At 36.4% G+C, this 16,402-nt stretch carries 16 protein-coding genes; 11 read left to right on the top strand and 5 right to left on the bottom strand.

Annotated elements, in window-relative coordinates; all coding sequences use genetic code 11:
- The first annotated feature begins 31 nt into the window (after window positions 1-31).
- Genes thiM through thiD form a run of 3 tightly spaced genes read left to right on the top strand, consistent with a single transcriptional unit; the run spans window position 32 to window position 2,277 of the window.
- Window positions 32-817, top strand: coding sequence for a hydroxyethylthiazole kinase (gene thiM / locus ACYIAL_RS01505; RefSeq protein WP_483747932.1), 786 nt, complete (start codon window positions 32-34; stop codon window positions 815-817).
- 12 nt (window positions 818-829) lie between these two features.
- Complete coding sequence (gene thiE, locus ACYIAL_RS01500; protein ID WP_483747933.1) at window positions 830-1,471, top strand: thiamine phosphate synthase; 642 nt, start codon at window positions 830-832, stop codon at window positions 1,469-1,471.
- An 11-nt stretch (window positions 1,472-1,482) separates the two neighbouring features.
- Complete coding sequence (thiD, locus tag ACYIAL_RS01495; RefSeq protein ID WP_483747934.1) at window positions 1,483-2,277, top strand: bifunctional hydroxymethylpyrimidine kinase/phosphomethylpyrimidine kinase; 795 nt, start codon at window positions 1,483-1,485, stop codon at window positions 2,275-2,277.
- A gap of 72 nt (window positions 2,278-2,349) precedes the next feature.
- Here the strand turns inward: thiD and ACYIAL_RS01490 are convergent, their stop codons facing one another.
- Window positions 2,350-2,808: an STY0301 family protein gene (locus ACYIAL_RS01490; protein ID WP_483750786.1), complete on the bottom strand. Its 459-nt coding sequence runs from the start codon at window positions 2,806-2,808 to the stop codon at window positions 2,350-2,352.
- Window positions 2,809-3,115: 307 nt separating this feature from the next.
- On the opposite strand from ACYIAL_RS01490, the gene ACYIAL_RS01485 reads away from it, so the two are divergent.
- Window positions 3,116-3,259 (top strand): hypothetical protein, encoded by a 144-nt coding sequence (locus ACYIAL_RS01485; RefSeq protein ID WP_483750785.1) that lies wholly within the window; start codon window positions 3,116-3,118, stop codon window positions 3,257-3,259.
- Between the two features lie 178 nt (window positions 3,260-3,437).
- Here ACYIAL_RS01485 and ACYIAL_RS01480 read toward each other — a convergent pair whose 3' ends face one another.
- Window positions 3,438-3,896 (bottom strand): STY0301 family protein, encoded by a 459-nt coding sequence (locus ACYIAL_RS01480; protein ID WP_483750784.1) that lies wholly within the window; start codon window positions 3,894-3,896, stop codon window positions 3,438-3,440.
- 177 nt (window positions 3,897-4,073) lie between these two features.
- Window positions 4,074-4,277, bottom strand: a complete 204-nt coding sequence (locus tag ACYIAL_RS01475; protein ID WP_483750783.1) for a heavy-metal-associated domain-containing protein — start codon at window positions 4,275-4,277, stop codon at window positions 4,074-4,076.
- A gap of 143 nt (window positions 4,278-4,420) precedes the next feature.
- Between ACYIAL_RS01475 and ACYIAL_RS01470 the strand changes: the two genes are divergently transcribed.
- A complete protein-coding gene (locus tag ACYIAL_RS01470; protein WP_483750782.1) occupies window positions 4,421-5,359 on the top strand; it encodes a hypothetical protein in 939 nt (312 codons plus the stop codon).
- Window positions 5,360-6,824: 1,465 nt separating this feature from the next.
- On the opposite strand, the gene ACYIAL_RS01465 is transcribed toward ACYIAL_RS01470, so the two are convergent.
- Window positions 6,825-8,303, bottom strand: coding sequence for a hypothetical protein (locus ACYIAL_RS01465; protein ID WP_483750781.1), 1,479 nt, complete (start codon window positions 8,301-8,303; stop codon window positions 6,825-6,827).
- A gap of 653 nt (window positions 8,304-8,956) precedes the next feature.
- On the opposite strand from ACYIAL_RS01465, the gene ACYIAL_RS01460 reads away from it, so the two are divergent.
- A complete protein-coding gene (locus tag ACYIAL_RS01460; RefSeq protein ID WP_483747938.1) occupies window positions 8,957-9,988 on the top strand; it encodes an AI-2E family transporter in 1,032 nt (343 codons plus the stop codon).
- A gap of 402 nt (window positions 9,989-10,390) precedes the next feature.
- Here the strand turns inward: ACYIAL_RS01460 and ACYIAL_RS01455 are convergent, their stop codons facing one another.
- Window positions 10,391-11,374: a hypothetical protein gene (locus tag ACYIAL_RS01455; protein ID WP_483750780.1), complete on the bottom strand. Its 984-nt coding sequence runs from the start codon at window positions 11,372-11,374 to the stop codon at window positions 10,391-10,393.
- Window positions 11,375-12,474: 1,100 nt separating this feature from the next.
- Here ACYIAL_RS01455 and rsfS point away from each other — a divergent pair.
- From rsfS to lnt, 5 genes are all read left to right on the top strand, one after another.
- Window positions 12,475-12,792, top strand: coding sequence for a ribosome silencing factor (rsfS, locus tag ACYIAL_RS01450; protein ID WP_065585972.1), 318 nt, complete (start codon window positions 12,475-12,477; stop codon window positions 12,790-12,792).
- A gap of 4 nt (window positions 12,793-12,796) precedes the next feature.
- Window positions 12,797-13,267: a 23S rRNA (pseudouridine(1915)-N(3))-methyltransferase RlmH gene (gene rlmH / locus ACYIAL_RS01445; protein WP_174797597.1), complete on the top strand. Its 471-nt coding sequence runs from the start codon at window positions 12,797-12,799 to the stop codon at window positions 13,265-13,267.
- Between the two features lie 13 nt (window positions 13,268-13,280).
- On the top strand, window positions 13,281-13,748 hold the full coding sequence (ybeY, locus tag ACYIAL_RS01440; RefSeq protein WP_174797596.1) for an rRNA maturation RNase YbeY: 468 nt from the start codon (window positions 13,281-13,283) through the stop codon (window positions 13,746-13,748).
- Between the two features lie 100 nt (window positions 13,749-13,848).
- A complete protein-coding gene (corC, locus tag ACYIAL_RS01435) occupies window positions 13,849-14,721 on the top strand; it encodes a CNNM family magnesium/cobalt transport protein CorC (RefSeq protein WP_174797595.1) in 873 nt (290 codons plus the stop codon).
- Complete coding sequence (gene lnt, locus ACYIAL_RS01430) at window positions 14,714-16,255, top strand: apolipoprotein N-acyltransferase (RefSeq protein WP_483750779.1); 1,542 nt, start codon at window positions 14,714-14,716, stop codon at window positions 16,253-16,255. The genes corC and lnt overlap by 8 nt, the downstream gene beginning before the upstream one ends.
- Window positions 16,256-16,402 lie beyond the last annotated feature (147 nt).

Below are 16,402 nucleotides of genomic sequence, written 5' to 3'. Positions count from 1 at the left end.
AACATATATAAAATATAAGGAGGGGAGAAATATGCCAGCAGTCAAGTCATTCAAAACCAACCAAGCAACTGCTTTTATCCATCACATTAAACAACAACGCCCACTCGTGCATTGCATAACCAATGATGTAGTCCAAAATTTCACCGCCAATGTACTACTTGCTATTGGTGCATCACCGGCAATGGTTATTGCCGAGCAAGAAGTTGCGGCATTTGTTACCATTGCCGATAGTTTACTGATTAATATTGGCACCATTCACAGCAGCATAGCCACAAGTATGTTATTAGCAGCAGCTAAAGCTCAGCAAACACAAACCCCATGGGTACTCGATCCTGTCGCTGTAGGACCTGCGCTTAATTATCGTACTGAATTTGCATATCAATTATTGTCGTTAAAACCAACGGTAATTCGTGGTAATGCCTCAGAAATATTAGCGCTAAACGGTCAAAACTCATCGGCAAAAGGACCTGACGGTCAAGACTCAACCCAATCAGCTTTAACCGCTGCCCAAGAGCTTGCGCAAAAATATCAAACTATCGTTGCAATGACAGGAGATATCGATTACATCACCGATGGCAACATCATCTATAGCATAATAGGTGGTGATATAGCGTTAACAAAAGTGACTGGAACAGGATGTTCGTTATCCGCCATGGTAGCAGCCTTTATAGCCAATTCGCCTGACATTTTATCTGCTACCGCCTCGGCATGTTTTATGATGAAAAAGGCCGCTGAACTTGCCAATAAACAGCAAGGATTAGGCACCTTTGCAGTATCTCTATTAGATCAACTCTCACTATTTAACCCATCGCTTTAATAAGGATAGAAGATGAAAAAACAACTGGATTTAACCCTTTATTTAGTGCTCGATCCACTACTCTGTGGTGGTATTAGTGGTATGGTCAATACAACAAAAATTGCTGTCAAAAACGGCGTAACCGCTATACAGTTAAGATCAGAAAAAGAACTGGCAGGTAAAGATTGGTATCAAGCAGCATTAGCATTGAAAGAAACACTAAGTGATACGCCTGTCCCACTATTTATAAATGATCATGTGGATATTGCTTTAGCAGTTAATGCCGATGGCGTACATATTGGACAAAGTGATTTGCCAGCTGATGTCACTCGCCAACTTATTGGCACAGACAAATGGTTAGGGTTTTCAGTATCTAACCGCCAACAACTTGATACTACTCCTTGGCAACTGGTTGATTATATTGGTATTGGTCCTATCTTTCCAACAACAACCAAAAAAGATGCAACGGCAGCACTGGGAATCGAACAGTTAACCAAGTTAGTAGTACTAAAGCAGCGCCCTGCGGTTGCTATTGGAGGCATTGATGAAAACAATGTAACTAATGTTATCCAAACAGGTATTGACGGTGTTGCGGTGATTTCGGCTATATGTGGCAAAAAAGATATTCAACAAGCAACGTTATCGCTTATTAATAAAATCAAGCAGGTTAAATAGGAAATACTATTATGACAACAATTGCATTGACCATTGCAGGATCTGATCCTAGCGGTGGTGCAGGTATTCAAGCCGATTTAAAAACCTTTTCTGTACTTGGCGCCTATGGCATGTCGGTCATCACGGCCCTAACGGCACAGAGCACACAAGGGGTTGATGCGGTATTAGCGATCTCGCCCGAATTTATTGAAGCCCAATTTAATACGCTTTATCAAGATATTCAAATTGATAGCGTAAAAATGGGAATGCTCATGAATAAAGAAATAGTCACAACCGTCCACCACCTGCTAAAAACCAATCCAATCCCGATCATCGTCTTAGACACCGTCATGGTCGCCAAAGGGGGACATTCGCTACTAAAACCTGACGCCATCACAGCCATTCGTGAACTTTTACTCCCCCTAGCGACCATCATCACTCCCAATCTACCAGAAGCCGCTGCACTACTTGATTGTGACGAAGCAAAAAACGAAGATGATATGCAAAAGCAAGGGCATGAATTACTCAAGTTAGGCTGTAAAGCGGTATTAATGAAAGGAGGACATTTGCCCAGCAATGAAAGCCCTGATTATTTAATCACTCAAAATAACACAGTTAAAATAACCGCTCCACGCATTCAAACAAAAAACACCCACGGTACAGGCTGCACATTATCCGCAGCGATTGCCGCATTATTACCTAAAAACAGCTTATCAGAGACAATAGCCCAAGCCAAAAATTATCTACATGGCGCAATTAGTCATGCTAACGATTTAAATATAGGGAAAGGGATTGGACCAACACACCATTTTTACCGTTGGTGGTAATCGCACAATAAACAAACTAAATGGGATTTAAGTTGTCACCTATTGTATATAACAACCAATCCCATACCTTAACTAATGCAGATTCTTTGCTTCATTTGTGCTACAGGTAAGTGTCCCTTTTTTTCCTTGTTCATTTTTAGAATAGTCAGCCCAACAACTTTTCATTGATAAATCAATTTTTTTTATTAACTCAATTCTTCTTACATTATAAGAGCAAACAACATAATAAGGTTCAGCGTCCGTATAGTGATTAACTTCCCATATTAACTCATGTTTCTTACCATCAACCGTTCCTTTTGCTGGTTTTAAAGCCCCCATTCTAGAAGGATTATCGTAATAAACAATCATGCTGCTAAACGATACAGTCAAACTATTTATATCGTCAGAAACCTCCCACCCATCAGGCATGTTTTCAACTTCTTCTTTAACGTTGATTTTTTGTGGGCACTCAATCTGATAAGCATTAACAAAAAAAACCGCACCAAACCAAGCCATAATAGCCACAGTAACACTCAATATTTTACCTTTCATAATATATCCTTCTAACAATAGCTTTTTAATAAACAGATAAAAGCATTCTAAAATTTCAAAAATCATGCCAATATATTAAATAAAAAAAAATTATAATTAATTAGTTATAAGTAATTAAGCTATTTTCACCATGTTAACTAAATTAAACAATTTTTTTATTATTTCTGTTTTGGGGTGAAATTTCAATAATGTGGCATAACGAAGGTGTCGCCAAAAAAGCCCTATACCATAAAATAAGACTCATCACGACCATACGCAATTCAAACTCAAAATATCTACGGAACGGATTGCACACACCCTACCGCAATTGCGCATTATAACCGAAATATTACAACCTAGAAGAAGCCATAAAGCAGCTAAAAGCTATTTGCAAGGTGTAATTAACCATGCCGATAATTTAACCATTGGCAAAAGCATTGGTCCTACACATCATTTTTATCAATGGTGGTAACAAGTAAATGATTAGAATTAATTTGATTTAAGACGTTTTATATAATTCTATGAAAAGTATCGCTAAAGCATTAAAACTTAAATCAAAATAATGTATTGAAAAAATAAACTATGGTTCAAAATTTTAGTGGGATTTGAGTTATCGGCTATTACATATAACAACAAATCCCATATTTTAACTAATACAAGTCCTTTGCTTCACTTGTGCTACAGGTAAGTGTCCCTTTTTTTCCTTGTTCATTTTTAGAGTAGTCAGCCCAACAACTTTTCATTGATAAATCAATTTTTTTTATTAACTCAATTCTGCTTACATTATAAGAGCAAACAACATAATAAGGTTCAACATCTGCTTTAAAATCGACTTCCCATATTAACTCATGTTTCTTACCATCAACCATTCCTTTTGCTGGTTTTAAACTCACCTTTTTAGAAGGCTTACCGTGATAAACAATCATGCTGCTAAATGATACAGTCAAACTATTTATATCATCAGAAACCTCCCACCCATCAGGCATGTTTTCAACCTCTTCTTTAACCTTGATTTTTTGTGGGCAATCAATCTGATAAGCATTAACAAAAAAAACCGCACCAAACCAAGTCATAATAGCCACAGTAACACTCAATATTTTACCTTTCATAATATATCCTTCTAACAATAGCTTTTTAATAAACAGATAAAAGCATTCTAGCATTCCCAAAAATATGCCAATATCTTAAACAAATTTTTTGTTATTTCTGTTTTAAAGTGAAATTTCAACAAGATAGCATAACAAAGAAGTCCCCAAAAAACCTAGTGTCATCAAATATAGAGGTAGTCAGTATGCAGTCCTAACAAACTTATAACCAGCCTCATTAACAGCAGTGATAGCAGCTTCTTGCGAAATAGAACTATTTTCGATCTCAACCTCTCGTTTGGTTAAATCAATGGTCACTTTTGCATTTGGGTCAATATCATTAATCGCTTTTGTTATCATTTTCACACAATGCTGACAACTCATATTATCGACTATTAATTTCATAAAAATCTCTCTATTTCTAACGTATATTTAATAAACAACCAAGTAATATGCCTATTTATAACACTATTTTATTTGATTACATTTAATTTTTTTTCACAAACATGATAATATTTACTTCCTTTTTATATTTATAACAAAATATTATGATGAAAAAAATAAAATATTCTTTATTGTTAGTTTGCAGTTTAATCCTTGTTGGCTGTTCTGAACCTAGTTCTATCGACCGTTGGATTGATAACCCTACCGCTAACGAAATAAAAGTCACAATTGATGGCAATGAATTAACTATTCCAGCTAAATCAGGTGTTAATTATACATTTGAATATGGCAAACATACCTTATCGTATAATAATGACAACTTCAATTTTGTCGTAAAACCGGCTCAATTTGGAGAATCAGGTCTGATTAACCCAACACAAAGCAACTACTACTTATACACTGTCATCTATTCAACGTCTGAGATGAATAATGAACAATACGAAAAGATCTTAAGAGAAAACAGAGAAATCAATAACATTCCAGCCATTATTGATGGTAAAGAGCAAGAAATAGAGATGCCAGCAAAATTAATCAATGATGTATTTATTGAAAAAAGCCAATATCATTGGGATTATTCTTATGATCAGCCTTTCCCAAAAGAAATAACTCAAGAACTAGGATTAAAGAAAAACCAATCTTATCAAGAACGATTAAGAAAATTATATCGTGAAAGTGACTTTATTGAGTTATTAAAAGAAGATGAGCAAGGCGACATTAGTTTCCCTTACCAACCTAAAAAGTTCAGTGAGATAAGCCAATATGTTATTCCTAAGATTGACTTAAATAGCATAAAATGCGAAGAAGGTCGCCAATATATGGAAAGTCTGTTAAATGATTGGAATCACCTTATGACATTAAAAGGTAGTGATTTTACAAAACCATACGACAATTTGGCATCAAATGATGCAATGGCTAAAAGCTATGGTTCAGAAGACAAATGTACAGAAGAAAACGATCCTGAGAAAACTTATAGAAAAGAATTGAGGCAATTTGTTGATGCTCTCAGAAATACTCGTGATGTGAACTTTTATGTAATTAAATAGTATTGGTGGTATTATTTTACTGGAAAGAGGCTGCTTTGCAGCCTTTTTTTTGTTTTTGAGTAAAGGTTGTTAAATTAAAACTTTAATAAAATCAATACCTTTATTGACCTATTTTTGAGCGGAAAATCAGGCCTTTTTGGGTTGCTGAATAGGATGGGTTGGGTGTGGTGGTTTCGGACGTTTTGGCCTTGGATGAATAAAATAGCTACTGCGACCACGTCCGATTTAGGGGATTTTTTGCGAAATCCCCTAAAAACCCCTCGCAAGGCTGCAGAATGTGGCCTACGGCTGCCCGACGCCGGCGCTCGGTCTTAACGCACCGTTTGTGGACGCGCTCCAAGCGCACCACAAACTCGCCAAACATCCCTGTTTGGCGTGCTAACCTCGCTCTGTTGTCGGCACATTCTGACGCCGGAATAAGACAAACAACATAACCATTGTTTTTGGGATGGGATATTGTGGTTTTATAATTATATGTTTGATTTTATTTAAATTAAACACCTATACGGCGTTAAGGTCCGATCGATTCACTTAATCAAGTTATGCACTTTTCTAAACCGCCTGCACGGCGTTAAGGTAGAGCTCAAGATTTGATAAATCTTGCTATATAAAGATAAACAACAATTTCATCTTTGAAAACCCTTTTTTTGAGCTGTTTTTTAATATGTTGATTTTATTTAATTTTAAATTATCGTAAAAAAAGGGTTTGGAGCGGTTAAATTGCTGTTATTAAGGCACTATTCGTGGTTTTGTTGATTTGCTGCATGCAGGTGCTTTGCTTAGGTTGTGTAAGCGTTTGATTTTCTTTGAAAACACAAAATAAAAACTTCAATAAATCAATACCTTTCCTGACCACTTTTTGGATGCAATTTCATTGCTTTTTAACACAAAAACAACTCACAAAAAACACCTAAGATTATGTTATTTGTCTTGTTCCGGCGTCGGAATGTGCCGACAACAGAGTGAGGTTAGCACGCCAAACAAGGATGTTTGGCGAGTTTGTGCTGCGTCTGACAAATTTGTCTGGAACAAATTTGAACATCTTAGCAAAGCGAAGATGGCCTCTAAGAGGCGAGTATCAGGATGATACGAGTAATTGCGGAGGGCAGCCGTAGGCCACATTCTGTAGCCAAAGCGTGGGATTGCAAAGGGAATTCGCTTTAATTCCCTTTGCTCGGACGTGGTCACTGTGGCTATTTTGTTCACCTAAGGTCAAAACGTCCGAAACTTTGCCTTACTATAAATAGACTACAAATTTAAACCACCACAGCGTAATCACTAGGATTGCCAGCCGCGCTTTTAGCGTTGGCGGTGGAGGGAGGTGCGATTGTGGCTTCGCAGCAACAGCGCAGCCCTAAGGGAAAATGCCCCAACTTACGCGAGGGCTTTATTCTTTGATAGATTATCCTTTATTTGTACCATAACCGCCCCCGTAACCCAAAGATTAAGGACTAAGAAATAAAAGCTAAGGTGTGGTGCAAACAGCATAACCACCAGGATGGGCCACGTCGCCGTGGCTTACGCTGCCCTTGCCCTCGAAGACAGCTAAGCCACTATCACCTGATGCATCTCTCGTCCAATAGAAGTTAAAGAAGAAGTCTGCATCGGCGTAATAGGGGGTGCTACCCCACTCTGAAAAAAAACCTGCACCTATGTGACGCTGGTAAAATAAAGTTCCTGAGGACGGCGTGGCGCCATCTATGCCATTTATACATGGGAAATAATCATTATCCACACCACACTTCGCATTAACTAAATCCTTCACTTGTGACAATCGATAACCCAAATTTCTACACCAAGATGATTGATTAGGCTGAGTATCCTGTTTATTACCCCGATTGACGAACCACTGCCTCAACACAAATCCATACCTCAGCTCATTACCTTGACGATCCCTACCCACCAACTCAAAGGTCTGCGGCAAAGATGGTACAGTTAAAGGGCTAGGACTACTTGAATTAATTTGACTACTATCCGCCCTAGGCCCTCTTAACGTTACTCGAAAAGCGTTAGAGTTAGTATATACAATCCACTTATCGTGTTTAATGGTTCCCCAATGAGGGTCTTCGTGTGAGTCTGAACGAATATTTATCGGACTCACTGTAGCCGTTATACCACCATGAGAAACAGAAGACCACTTAAAGCCCCAAGTGCTTGTTATTCCACCAATTAATAAATCAAAATACAAACCATCAGCACCAGTTGTAGGAAAATTAAGACCGTAAGAGGATGGATTTGTAGATTGAGTTAAAAAGCCCCTTTCAGAATTCCATATACTAGATGGGCCTGCGAAGAAAGGAAAATCAAAACCAACGATGCCAGTAGTGCCACCTAATAGCAAATTCGGCCTTACGTGACAAACTCTAGCCTGTTGTATATTTGGATTGATATAATACGTCACAGTATTTCCACTGAAAGTACTGCTATTCGGTAAGCCATACTGGGTAGTTAAACTTCCTCCGGTACCACTTAATGTTACCTTATAAGGAGCCTTACAAGCATCTAATGTATCGCTACGACTTACTGTATTACCATCCCTATCAGTAAAACTCACCGATATACTCCCAGTAGCTGTTACTCCATTTGTACTCTGCCCATCTCCATCATCATCCCGCCAATAATTATATTTTTTCACTAAATCATTTAAACTCACTGAACTGACTGATGATGGAATTAACATATCTATATCACCCAAAGTATTTCCCGCATAAGGCAAACTTATTGGATACATCTCATGTGATATATTTGTCGACGGCGTAATAACTTCACCATCCCGTAACTTAATATACAATAAACTATCCGTTGAAGTCGCCTTTGTCAGCCCCTCATCAAACGTTAAATACGGCGCACTACCCTCAATTATCTTTGATGTATGCGCTGTTAATGCCTGCGAACCCTCCGAATACGACAATAACAACAACGAAAATTTAGGTAATTTAGACAACTTCAAGAGCTTTGGTGATAAAAATAAGAAATGAGTCTGATTTTGACTATGACCAAAATGAAAAAAATTTAAGGCGTAGGTTTGGCAGACCTTATACCAGCTATGATAGTTATGATAACGCATTCCGATTGCACCGTTAAGTAAATTTATGTCTTTATTTAATTTTTTAAAATTATCTGCTCAATTAGCGAACATTCCATTGCTTTAAATGGCGTTTGAATCATAAACTATTGATTAATAATGTGCTACTTTTTTTTGCTAAAATTTTATAAATTTTTATTAAATAGGTAAGGTTAAGCTTTTGTTGGTGTATTTTTGGGAATAGTTTTGATAGTGTTTTTTGAACAAAAAACAATAAAATTTTAATTAAATCAATAACTTTTATGGCATATTTTTGGTTGATTAGATGACAATTATTAAGGCTCGCTATTCTTGAGTTTGCTGGTTTGTTAGTTGTTAGCGTTCTGCCTAGGTTGTATAAGAGTCTTTTTTAACCTGTTAAAAAGTCTTAACTAAATTATGAACACTTCATGTTTAATTAGTAACAAAAAAGGACAAACAATGAACTATCTGCTATAATTCTGTCAATTTTTACCGTTACCACGTATCGTGTTTTAATTAAATAAATTTTTTATTAAAGGAAAATTTTCTTTATGCCACTAAGTAATAATCAAAAATTAGGCCTATTTTGCCTCACGCTGTTTTCCGTTTTTTTTATTATTTTAATGCAAGTTCATTTAATGCCAGCTGTGATTGCCGGTTTATTAACCTATACATTAACGCAAAAATTAGATGAATTTTTATCACGAAAAATGATACGTTTTAGCCATCAATCAAAATTAGTTTCGGTACTAGTACTCACAACACTGATTATGAGTATTTTTATTGGTGGTTTTTGGTATTTATTTGCTTGGTTTGTTGATATGGCGAAGCACCCTACCGAAACATTAACAAATATGAAATTAGTAGTAAATAATGTAGTAAACAGTCTGCCGTCAAGCGTGACCCATTATTTACCTGATGATATTGATGAAATTGAATCAACTATAATGGTTTATCTTAAAGATCATGTCTTTTATCTACAATCTATCATCAAAAAAGTATTCCATGATTTAGTTATATTAATTGTGGGAATGATTATTGGATTAATCTTAGGTTATAAAGAAAATCAACGCAGTAGCAGTGATAATCAAATTAAACAAAGAGCATTAACTAAAGCCCTAAAAACCAGTTTAAATCGATTAGTGGTAGTATTCCAATATGTAGCGATGTCTCAAGTTGTGATTGCATTGTTTAACACTATCATGACCGCCATTTTGTTATTTATTATTTTGCCTGTGTTTGGTATTCATTTACCGTTTAGCAAAAGTTTAGTACTAGCAACATTTATTTTTGGCCTTATTCCAATTATTGGCAATTTAATTGTCAATGTCTTAATCTTTTTTGTTGCATTTACAGTATCATTCACCGTTGCAATGGTAATTATTGTTTATTTAATTTTAATTCATAAAATGGAATATGTACTTAACGCTAAAATAGTAGGAACAAAAATTCACGCTGGTATCTGTGAATTATTAATTGCGATGCTATTTTTAGAGACTCTTTTTGGCGTTATTGGTTTAATTTTTGCACCTATTTTTTATGCATTTATTAAATTATCTTTAAAAGAACTACGGATTATTTAAACAAATTTCTATATTGAACTTCAATAATGTAATTCATTAACGTGCAGCCAAAGCGAATTTGGCTGCTAGCTAAATGCTCTATGTAAATTAACTTAATCGGCTAAACTAAGCGGGCGAAAAGAAGCCTTAGAATCTTTTCGAATTCTTTCAGGTAGAAAATTGATTTTATTTAGGTTTTCTTGTTATTTTTTTAATAAAATCAATAAATTACAGGCTATTTCTGTTTATTATTGCGGTGGGATTTATTTTTCTGGAATAAGCGCTTTTACTATCTAGTAGCAAAAGCGCATAGCTAGCCTCATCGCCCCGCCTAACGCAAGGGCTTTGTTCTTTGCTAAATTATCCTTAATTCGCACCATAATCCCACCCGAAGCCCAAAAAATCAAGAACTAAAAACAAAAGCTAAGGCGTGACGCAAAGCCCCTCATAACCAACATTCAAAGGGGTACGCAACACTTCACCGTCAAACGAGGTCACAGCAAAGTACGTTTTGTTATCTGTTGAAGGATCACTTACCGAGTAGCCATCGTTACCGAATCTTGCCCCGTAGTAATAATACATTTTGCCCCACTCTGTGAAAAATCCTGCCCCAATTCGACGCTGATAATGATTACCACTTGATGACGGCGTAGCGCCCACAACACCTCTACATAAATCATTGTCTGGGTTTTGATCGTAATCAAGACAGATGGCATTGGTGAGGTCTTTTGCTTTCGGAAGTCGATAGCCTAAACCATCACACCATTCTGCGTGTGATGGAACACCAGGCCATCTGTCATCTGCATCGCGGAGAACGAACCATTTCTGTAATACAAATCCATATGTTACAACTCCATTACCCTCGCTATCTTTACCCACTAATTCGAATGTCTGCGGTAAATTTGGCTTATAAACTAGACCTAGGTATGATGGACTCTCTGCTAGCAAAGAATCATTCAGCTTAGGACCTGTTAGAGTAACTCGCGTCACATCTTCTGGACCATCAAACCACTCATCCCGTATTCCTATCTTCCATTCTACTGTAGCAGTTATACCCTCATGCGTAACAGGTTCCCAAGTCAACTGACTTGCATCAATGCCCTCTATGTCTAAATCAAAATATAATCCATTAGCACCCGTGGTCGGAAAATTAAGCGCATATGATGAGGGATTGATTGATTTCACAAAAAATCCTTTTTTTGGATTCCATATGTCAACGGGACCTGCGTAATAATCTTCTGTGCCCCAAACCAGATCTGGTCTAACGAAGTTGATAAATGGTGATGGCGATAATATGATTGCATCGCTACGATTACCTTTTTTGCCAACCAATGCCTGTGAATACCATGAAAACGACAATAACAAGAACAGTACCAACATCACCGGAACTTTTGGGGATAACTTCAAGGATACCAACGAGATGAGAGTAAAAATTCGTCTAATAGGGCTATTCTGGGAATTTAAGACATAGGTTTGCCAGTGCTGGTGTCTGGTGTCTGGTGTCTAAAATGATAATGCATTATGGTTCACCTGTCAAGTAAATTGTTGTTTTATTTATATTTTGCTTGTTTACCTGCTTGTTAAATAAGCTATTTTTTAAATTGATGAAAGTATAACCGTTTAAAAAAAGTTTGGCTAGTTTTTTGGGGTATTTTTTGGAAAAATTTGTTAGGCGTAACTTTGATTAGGTTTTATAAAAAGATTTAATTAATTGAAATGTTTGTTCTTTATTTAAAGCAAATATTACGGAAGCTGCATCATTTAGGATCTATCTGTCTGTAAGTGACAACCCAATATATCCATTTTTATTAAGTGTAGGAATTACTCGCGTTGTTTACAGTAATTTGAGAAACGACAGCAATGAATATACATAAAAAAACAAAACTAACGCCCTATCACAGACAATAAATATAGCGTTTATATCATAAAAAAAATAACCGTTACCGATTTGTCTAAACATTTTATGTTCAGTCGTCCAACCATTTATAGCACCGAAAGGCCTCATGAGACATTAAATTGCATGACTCCCATTGCATATAAAACACGAAAACTGATAGCATAATTTGGTACGTGAATCGTGTATTCACTATGAAGTATTTACACAACGGTTCACTTTTTAGGTTATATTTTTTGTAAAAAATATTCAGGAATCTATACCGTTTGGTCATTAATTGAAACTTCACAGTAGCTATTTGAGAAAACAGAGTGATCACTATCTTATTCAGCAAAAATTCACGAAAACAGCCAGCCTTCAAATGAATGGGTAAGCCGAAAGAGTAATATGTACTTTAATGGCAATGTAGCATAATCAGCAAATCATTAGTGATTAAAAAGATAAAAAACAAAAATTTAAACCATTTTCGGTAAAACATCTTATGAGTTTTTAGAAGATTATTTTAATCATGACATGTAAAAACCCGACGTTTTCCTACATGTAAATTTTTCATCGCCGTTATTTTTGAAATATATGCTATAATGGTGCTTTATTTTTAATAAAAAGAGAGATTATTTTGCAGCAGTCGTTACAAGATTTTATTATTGATAAGATTGATGATCTAAAAGGCAAAGACATTGTCACCCTTGATGTCCGCGGTAAATCAAGTATTACCGATTATATGATTATTTGTACGGGTACTTCAAACCGTCATGTTTCGTCTATCGCAGGGCATTTGCTTGATGAAGCCAAAAAACAGGGCCATTTGGTGTTAGGCAGTGAAGGGCAAAGTGATGCTGATTGGGTCGTGGTTGATATGGATTCAGTGATTGTGCATATCATGCAAGAAGAAAGCCGTCAGCTTTACGAACTTGAGAAGCTTTGGAGTTAATTGCGTGAAGATACAGCTTATTGCTGTTGGCAATAAAATGCCAAACTGGGTTACGACTGCTTTTGATGATTATCAGTCACGGTTTCCTAAAGATATGCCTTTAGAACTTGTTGAAATCCCCGCAGGTAAGCGCACTAAAAATGCTGATATTGCCCGAATTTTGGATAAAGAAGGCGAATTGATGTTAAATGCTTGCGGTAAAAGCAATCGCATTGTGACTCTTGATATTCCAGGTAAACCTTACACAACGCATAATTTAGCTGAACAATTAGAACGTTGGAAAATAGACGGACGTGATGTGAGTTTATTAATCGGCGGGCCTGAAGGTTTATCTGCTGCTTGCAAAGCGGCAGCACAGCAGAGTTGGTCGCTGTCGCCACTTACCCTTCCCCACCCTTTAGTACGCGTCATTGTGGCTGAAAGTCTTTACCGTGCATGGAGTTTAACCACTAATCATCCTTATCATCGTGAATAATTAAGGTAATAAAATGAGCGCCATTATTTTAGATTTGCAAATTGCTACAGAAGATACACTAAATTTACCAACCGAAGCGCAAATTTTGCAGTGGTTAAATGTTATTATACCTCAATTTATGGATAATGCCGAACTCACTATCCGTATTGTTGATGAACAAGAAAGCCAGCAATTAAATAATACCTATCGTCATAAAGATAAACCCACCAATGTATTATCTTTTCCCTTTGAATCTCCCATTGAGATTGATGTCCCTTTATTGGGCGATCTCATTATTTGTAAACAAGTTGTTGAAGCCGAGGCCAAGCAACAACATAAATCATTAACTTCACACTGGGCTCATATGATTGTACATGGTTGTTTACATTTACTGGGTTATGATCATATTCTTGACGAAGAAGCCGAAGAAATGGAAAATATTGAAATTGCTATTATGCAGCAATTAGGATTTGAAGATCCTTATCAACCGATTGACGAATAAAAATATGCAATTAACCGTTTAGTTAAATGGCAATTAAACTAACTCAACAAGCATATAAAATAAGTTACATTAATAACAAAGCAAGAAAGGAAAAGAGCAAATGAGTGATGATAATCACCGGAGGCCTAAAAAAGGGTTTGCATTATGGTTAAGTCAGTTATTTAATTCAGAGCCAAAAGATAAAGAAGAACTTATCGAGGTGATTCGCGAAGCCGAAGAAAACGAACTTATCGATCCAGATACCCTTGATATGATTGAAGGCGTAATGGATATAGCAGAGCAGCGCGTTCGCGATATTATGATTCCCCGCTCTCAAATTGTGACGATCAAAGATAATTATTCGCTTGATGAATGTCTTGATATTATTTCTGAACATGGCCACTCACGTTATCCTGTCATTAGTGAAGATAGAGATCATATAGAAGGCATTTTATTAGCTAAAGATCTTTTGATTTTTATTCGCCAAGGTGTTGATAATTTCGATCTCAAAAAAATCCTTAGACCAACCGTTGTCGTACCAGAAAGTAAGCGTGTCGATCATATGTTGAAAGAGTTTCGTATGCAGCGTTACCATATGGCGATGGCTATCGACGAGTTTGGCGGTGTGTCAGGACTTGTGACTATCGAAGATATTTTAGAACTTATTGTTGGCGATATTGAAGATGAATATGATGAGGTAGAAGATCGGGATATTCGCCGCTTAACACCTTCAGTTTATACGGTGCGAGCCCTTACACCAGTTGAAGATTTTAATGAAATTTTTGCCACTGATTTTAGTGATGACGAAATGGACACCATTGGCGGGCTGGTGATGCAACATTTTGGACGGTTACCTTTACGCGGTGAAAGCATTACTATTGATGGTTATCAATTTAAAGTCACCATTGCAGACCGAAGGCGAATCATCCAATTGCATGTAACTATTCCTGAAGGAGCAACTGTGCCCAATTTAGAGCTACCTGAAAATGTTTAAACAAATCTTATTAAGCCTAATTTTTGGTGGTATAGCGGTTTTTAGTTATGCCCCATTTCATATTTGGCCTTTAGCTTTTGTCTCGTTTGCTGGGCTTTTATGGCTTATTGCCGACAAAACGAAAAAACAAGCCATGTTACTCGGATTAAGTTGGGGCATTGGCTATTTTACGGCAGGGATACACTGGGTTTATGTTAGTATTCAACAATATGGCGAGTTACCTACTCTGGTTGCCATTATCGTTTTAGGCCTTTTAATTGTATATTTGTCGCTTTACCCGATGCTATTTACTGTTTTGTTAAGCATAGCAAATCGTTTTACTGGGCAATTTTCATTTAAACAGCTTGTGCTTGTATCTCCAGTACTTTGGCAAGTAACCGAATTTTTACGTGGTTATATCTTAACCGGATTTGCTTGGTTGCAACTTGGTTATAGCCAGCTTGATAGTTCTTTACGAGCCTATTTCCCTCTAATTGGGATAGATGGCGTTAATTTATTGTTAACTATTTTATGTGGGTTATTCGTTTATTGTATAAAGACCATAACCAGCAAAACACCAAAGCGGCACGCACTTGGTGCAATTATTGCACTGTTTACGATCTTTTTTGCACCAATTTCATTCAATAATATTAATTGGACTACGATAGATAATACTCGTTCGGCTAATTTTGCTTTAATTCAAGGAAATATTTCGCAGTCAATTCGTTGGACAAAAGAGCAACTCAATGACACGTTACAAACCTATGCAAAACTAACTCAAGAAAAAATTGAAAAAGATAAAATTATCATTTGGTCAGAAGCCAGTATCACCGATTACGAAATAAATCAGCAATCTTTTTTACAATATCTCGATAATGAAGCTAGAGCTCATAATACTGAAATCGCTGTAGGTATTATAGATTATCGCTTTGGTGAAACAGGATATCAAGCTAACGGAGATCTCTACAATACTTTGTTGGTATTAGGTGAAAAAGAACCTTATCAATATCCAACAACTAATCGTTATCAAAAACACCATTTAGTGCCTTTTGGAGAGTTTACACCACTAGAATCAGTACTTGAACCAATTGCTGAATTGCTCAATATTCCTATGTCATCGATGAAATCTGGCGAAGCAAAACAGCCTCAATTACAAATAAAAGACTTTAAATTTACCACGGCCATTTGCTATGAAGTGATTTTATCACATTTAATGTGGCAAAATTTTACCGCAGACAGCGATTTTTTACTGACCGTATCAAATGATGCATGGTTTGGTGATAGTATTGGTCCTAAGCAACATCTGCAAATGGCGCAAGCTAGAGCATTAGAATTTGGTAGGTCTTTAATCCGTAGCACAAACACAGGCATTACCGCAATTATCGATCCACACGGCAATATTGTTAAACAGTTACCACAATTTAAAACAGCGGTTTTATCGGCAACTGTATCGCCCACAACGGGTTTAACGCCTTATGCAAGATGGGGAAATTGGCCTTATTTTGCTATGATGGCACTAATGCTTATCTCACTTTTTATAAAAAAACGTTCATAATTAACGATACTGGCATAATTATTGCTTAAATATAATTGGATTTAACTAAGTATTGGTGTAATCAATCATCGTAATATTGCGTTAATTATTGGTTACATCTAGCTCCAATGATAGATAAATAAACAGTAAAAAGTACTTTTATGGTAA

The organism is Gilliamella sp. X-57 (genome assembly GCF_057063565.1).
This window is presented reverse-complemented; position numbering and strand designations above follow the sequence as displayed.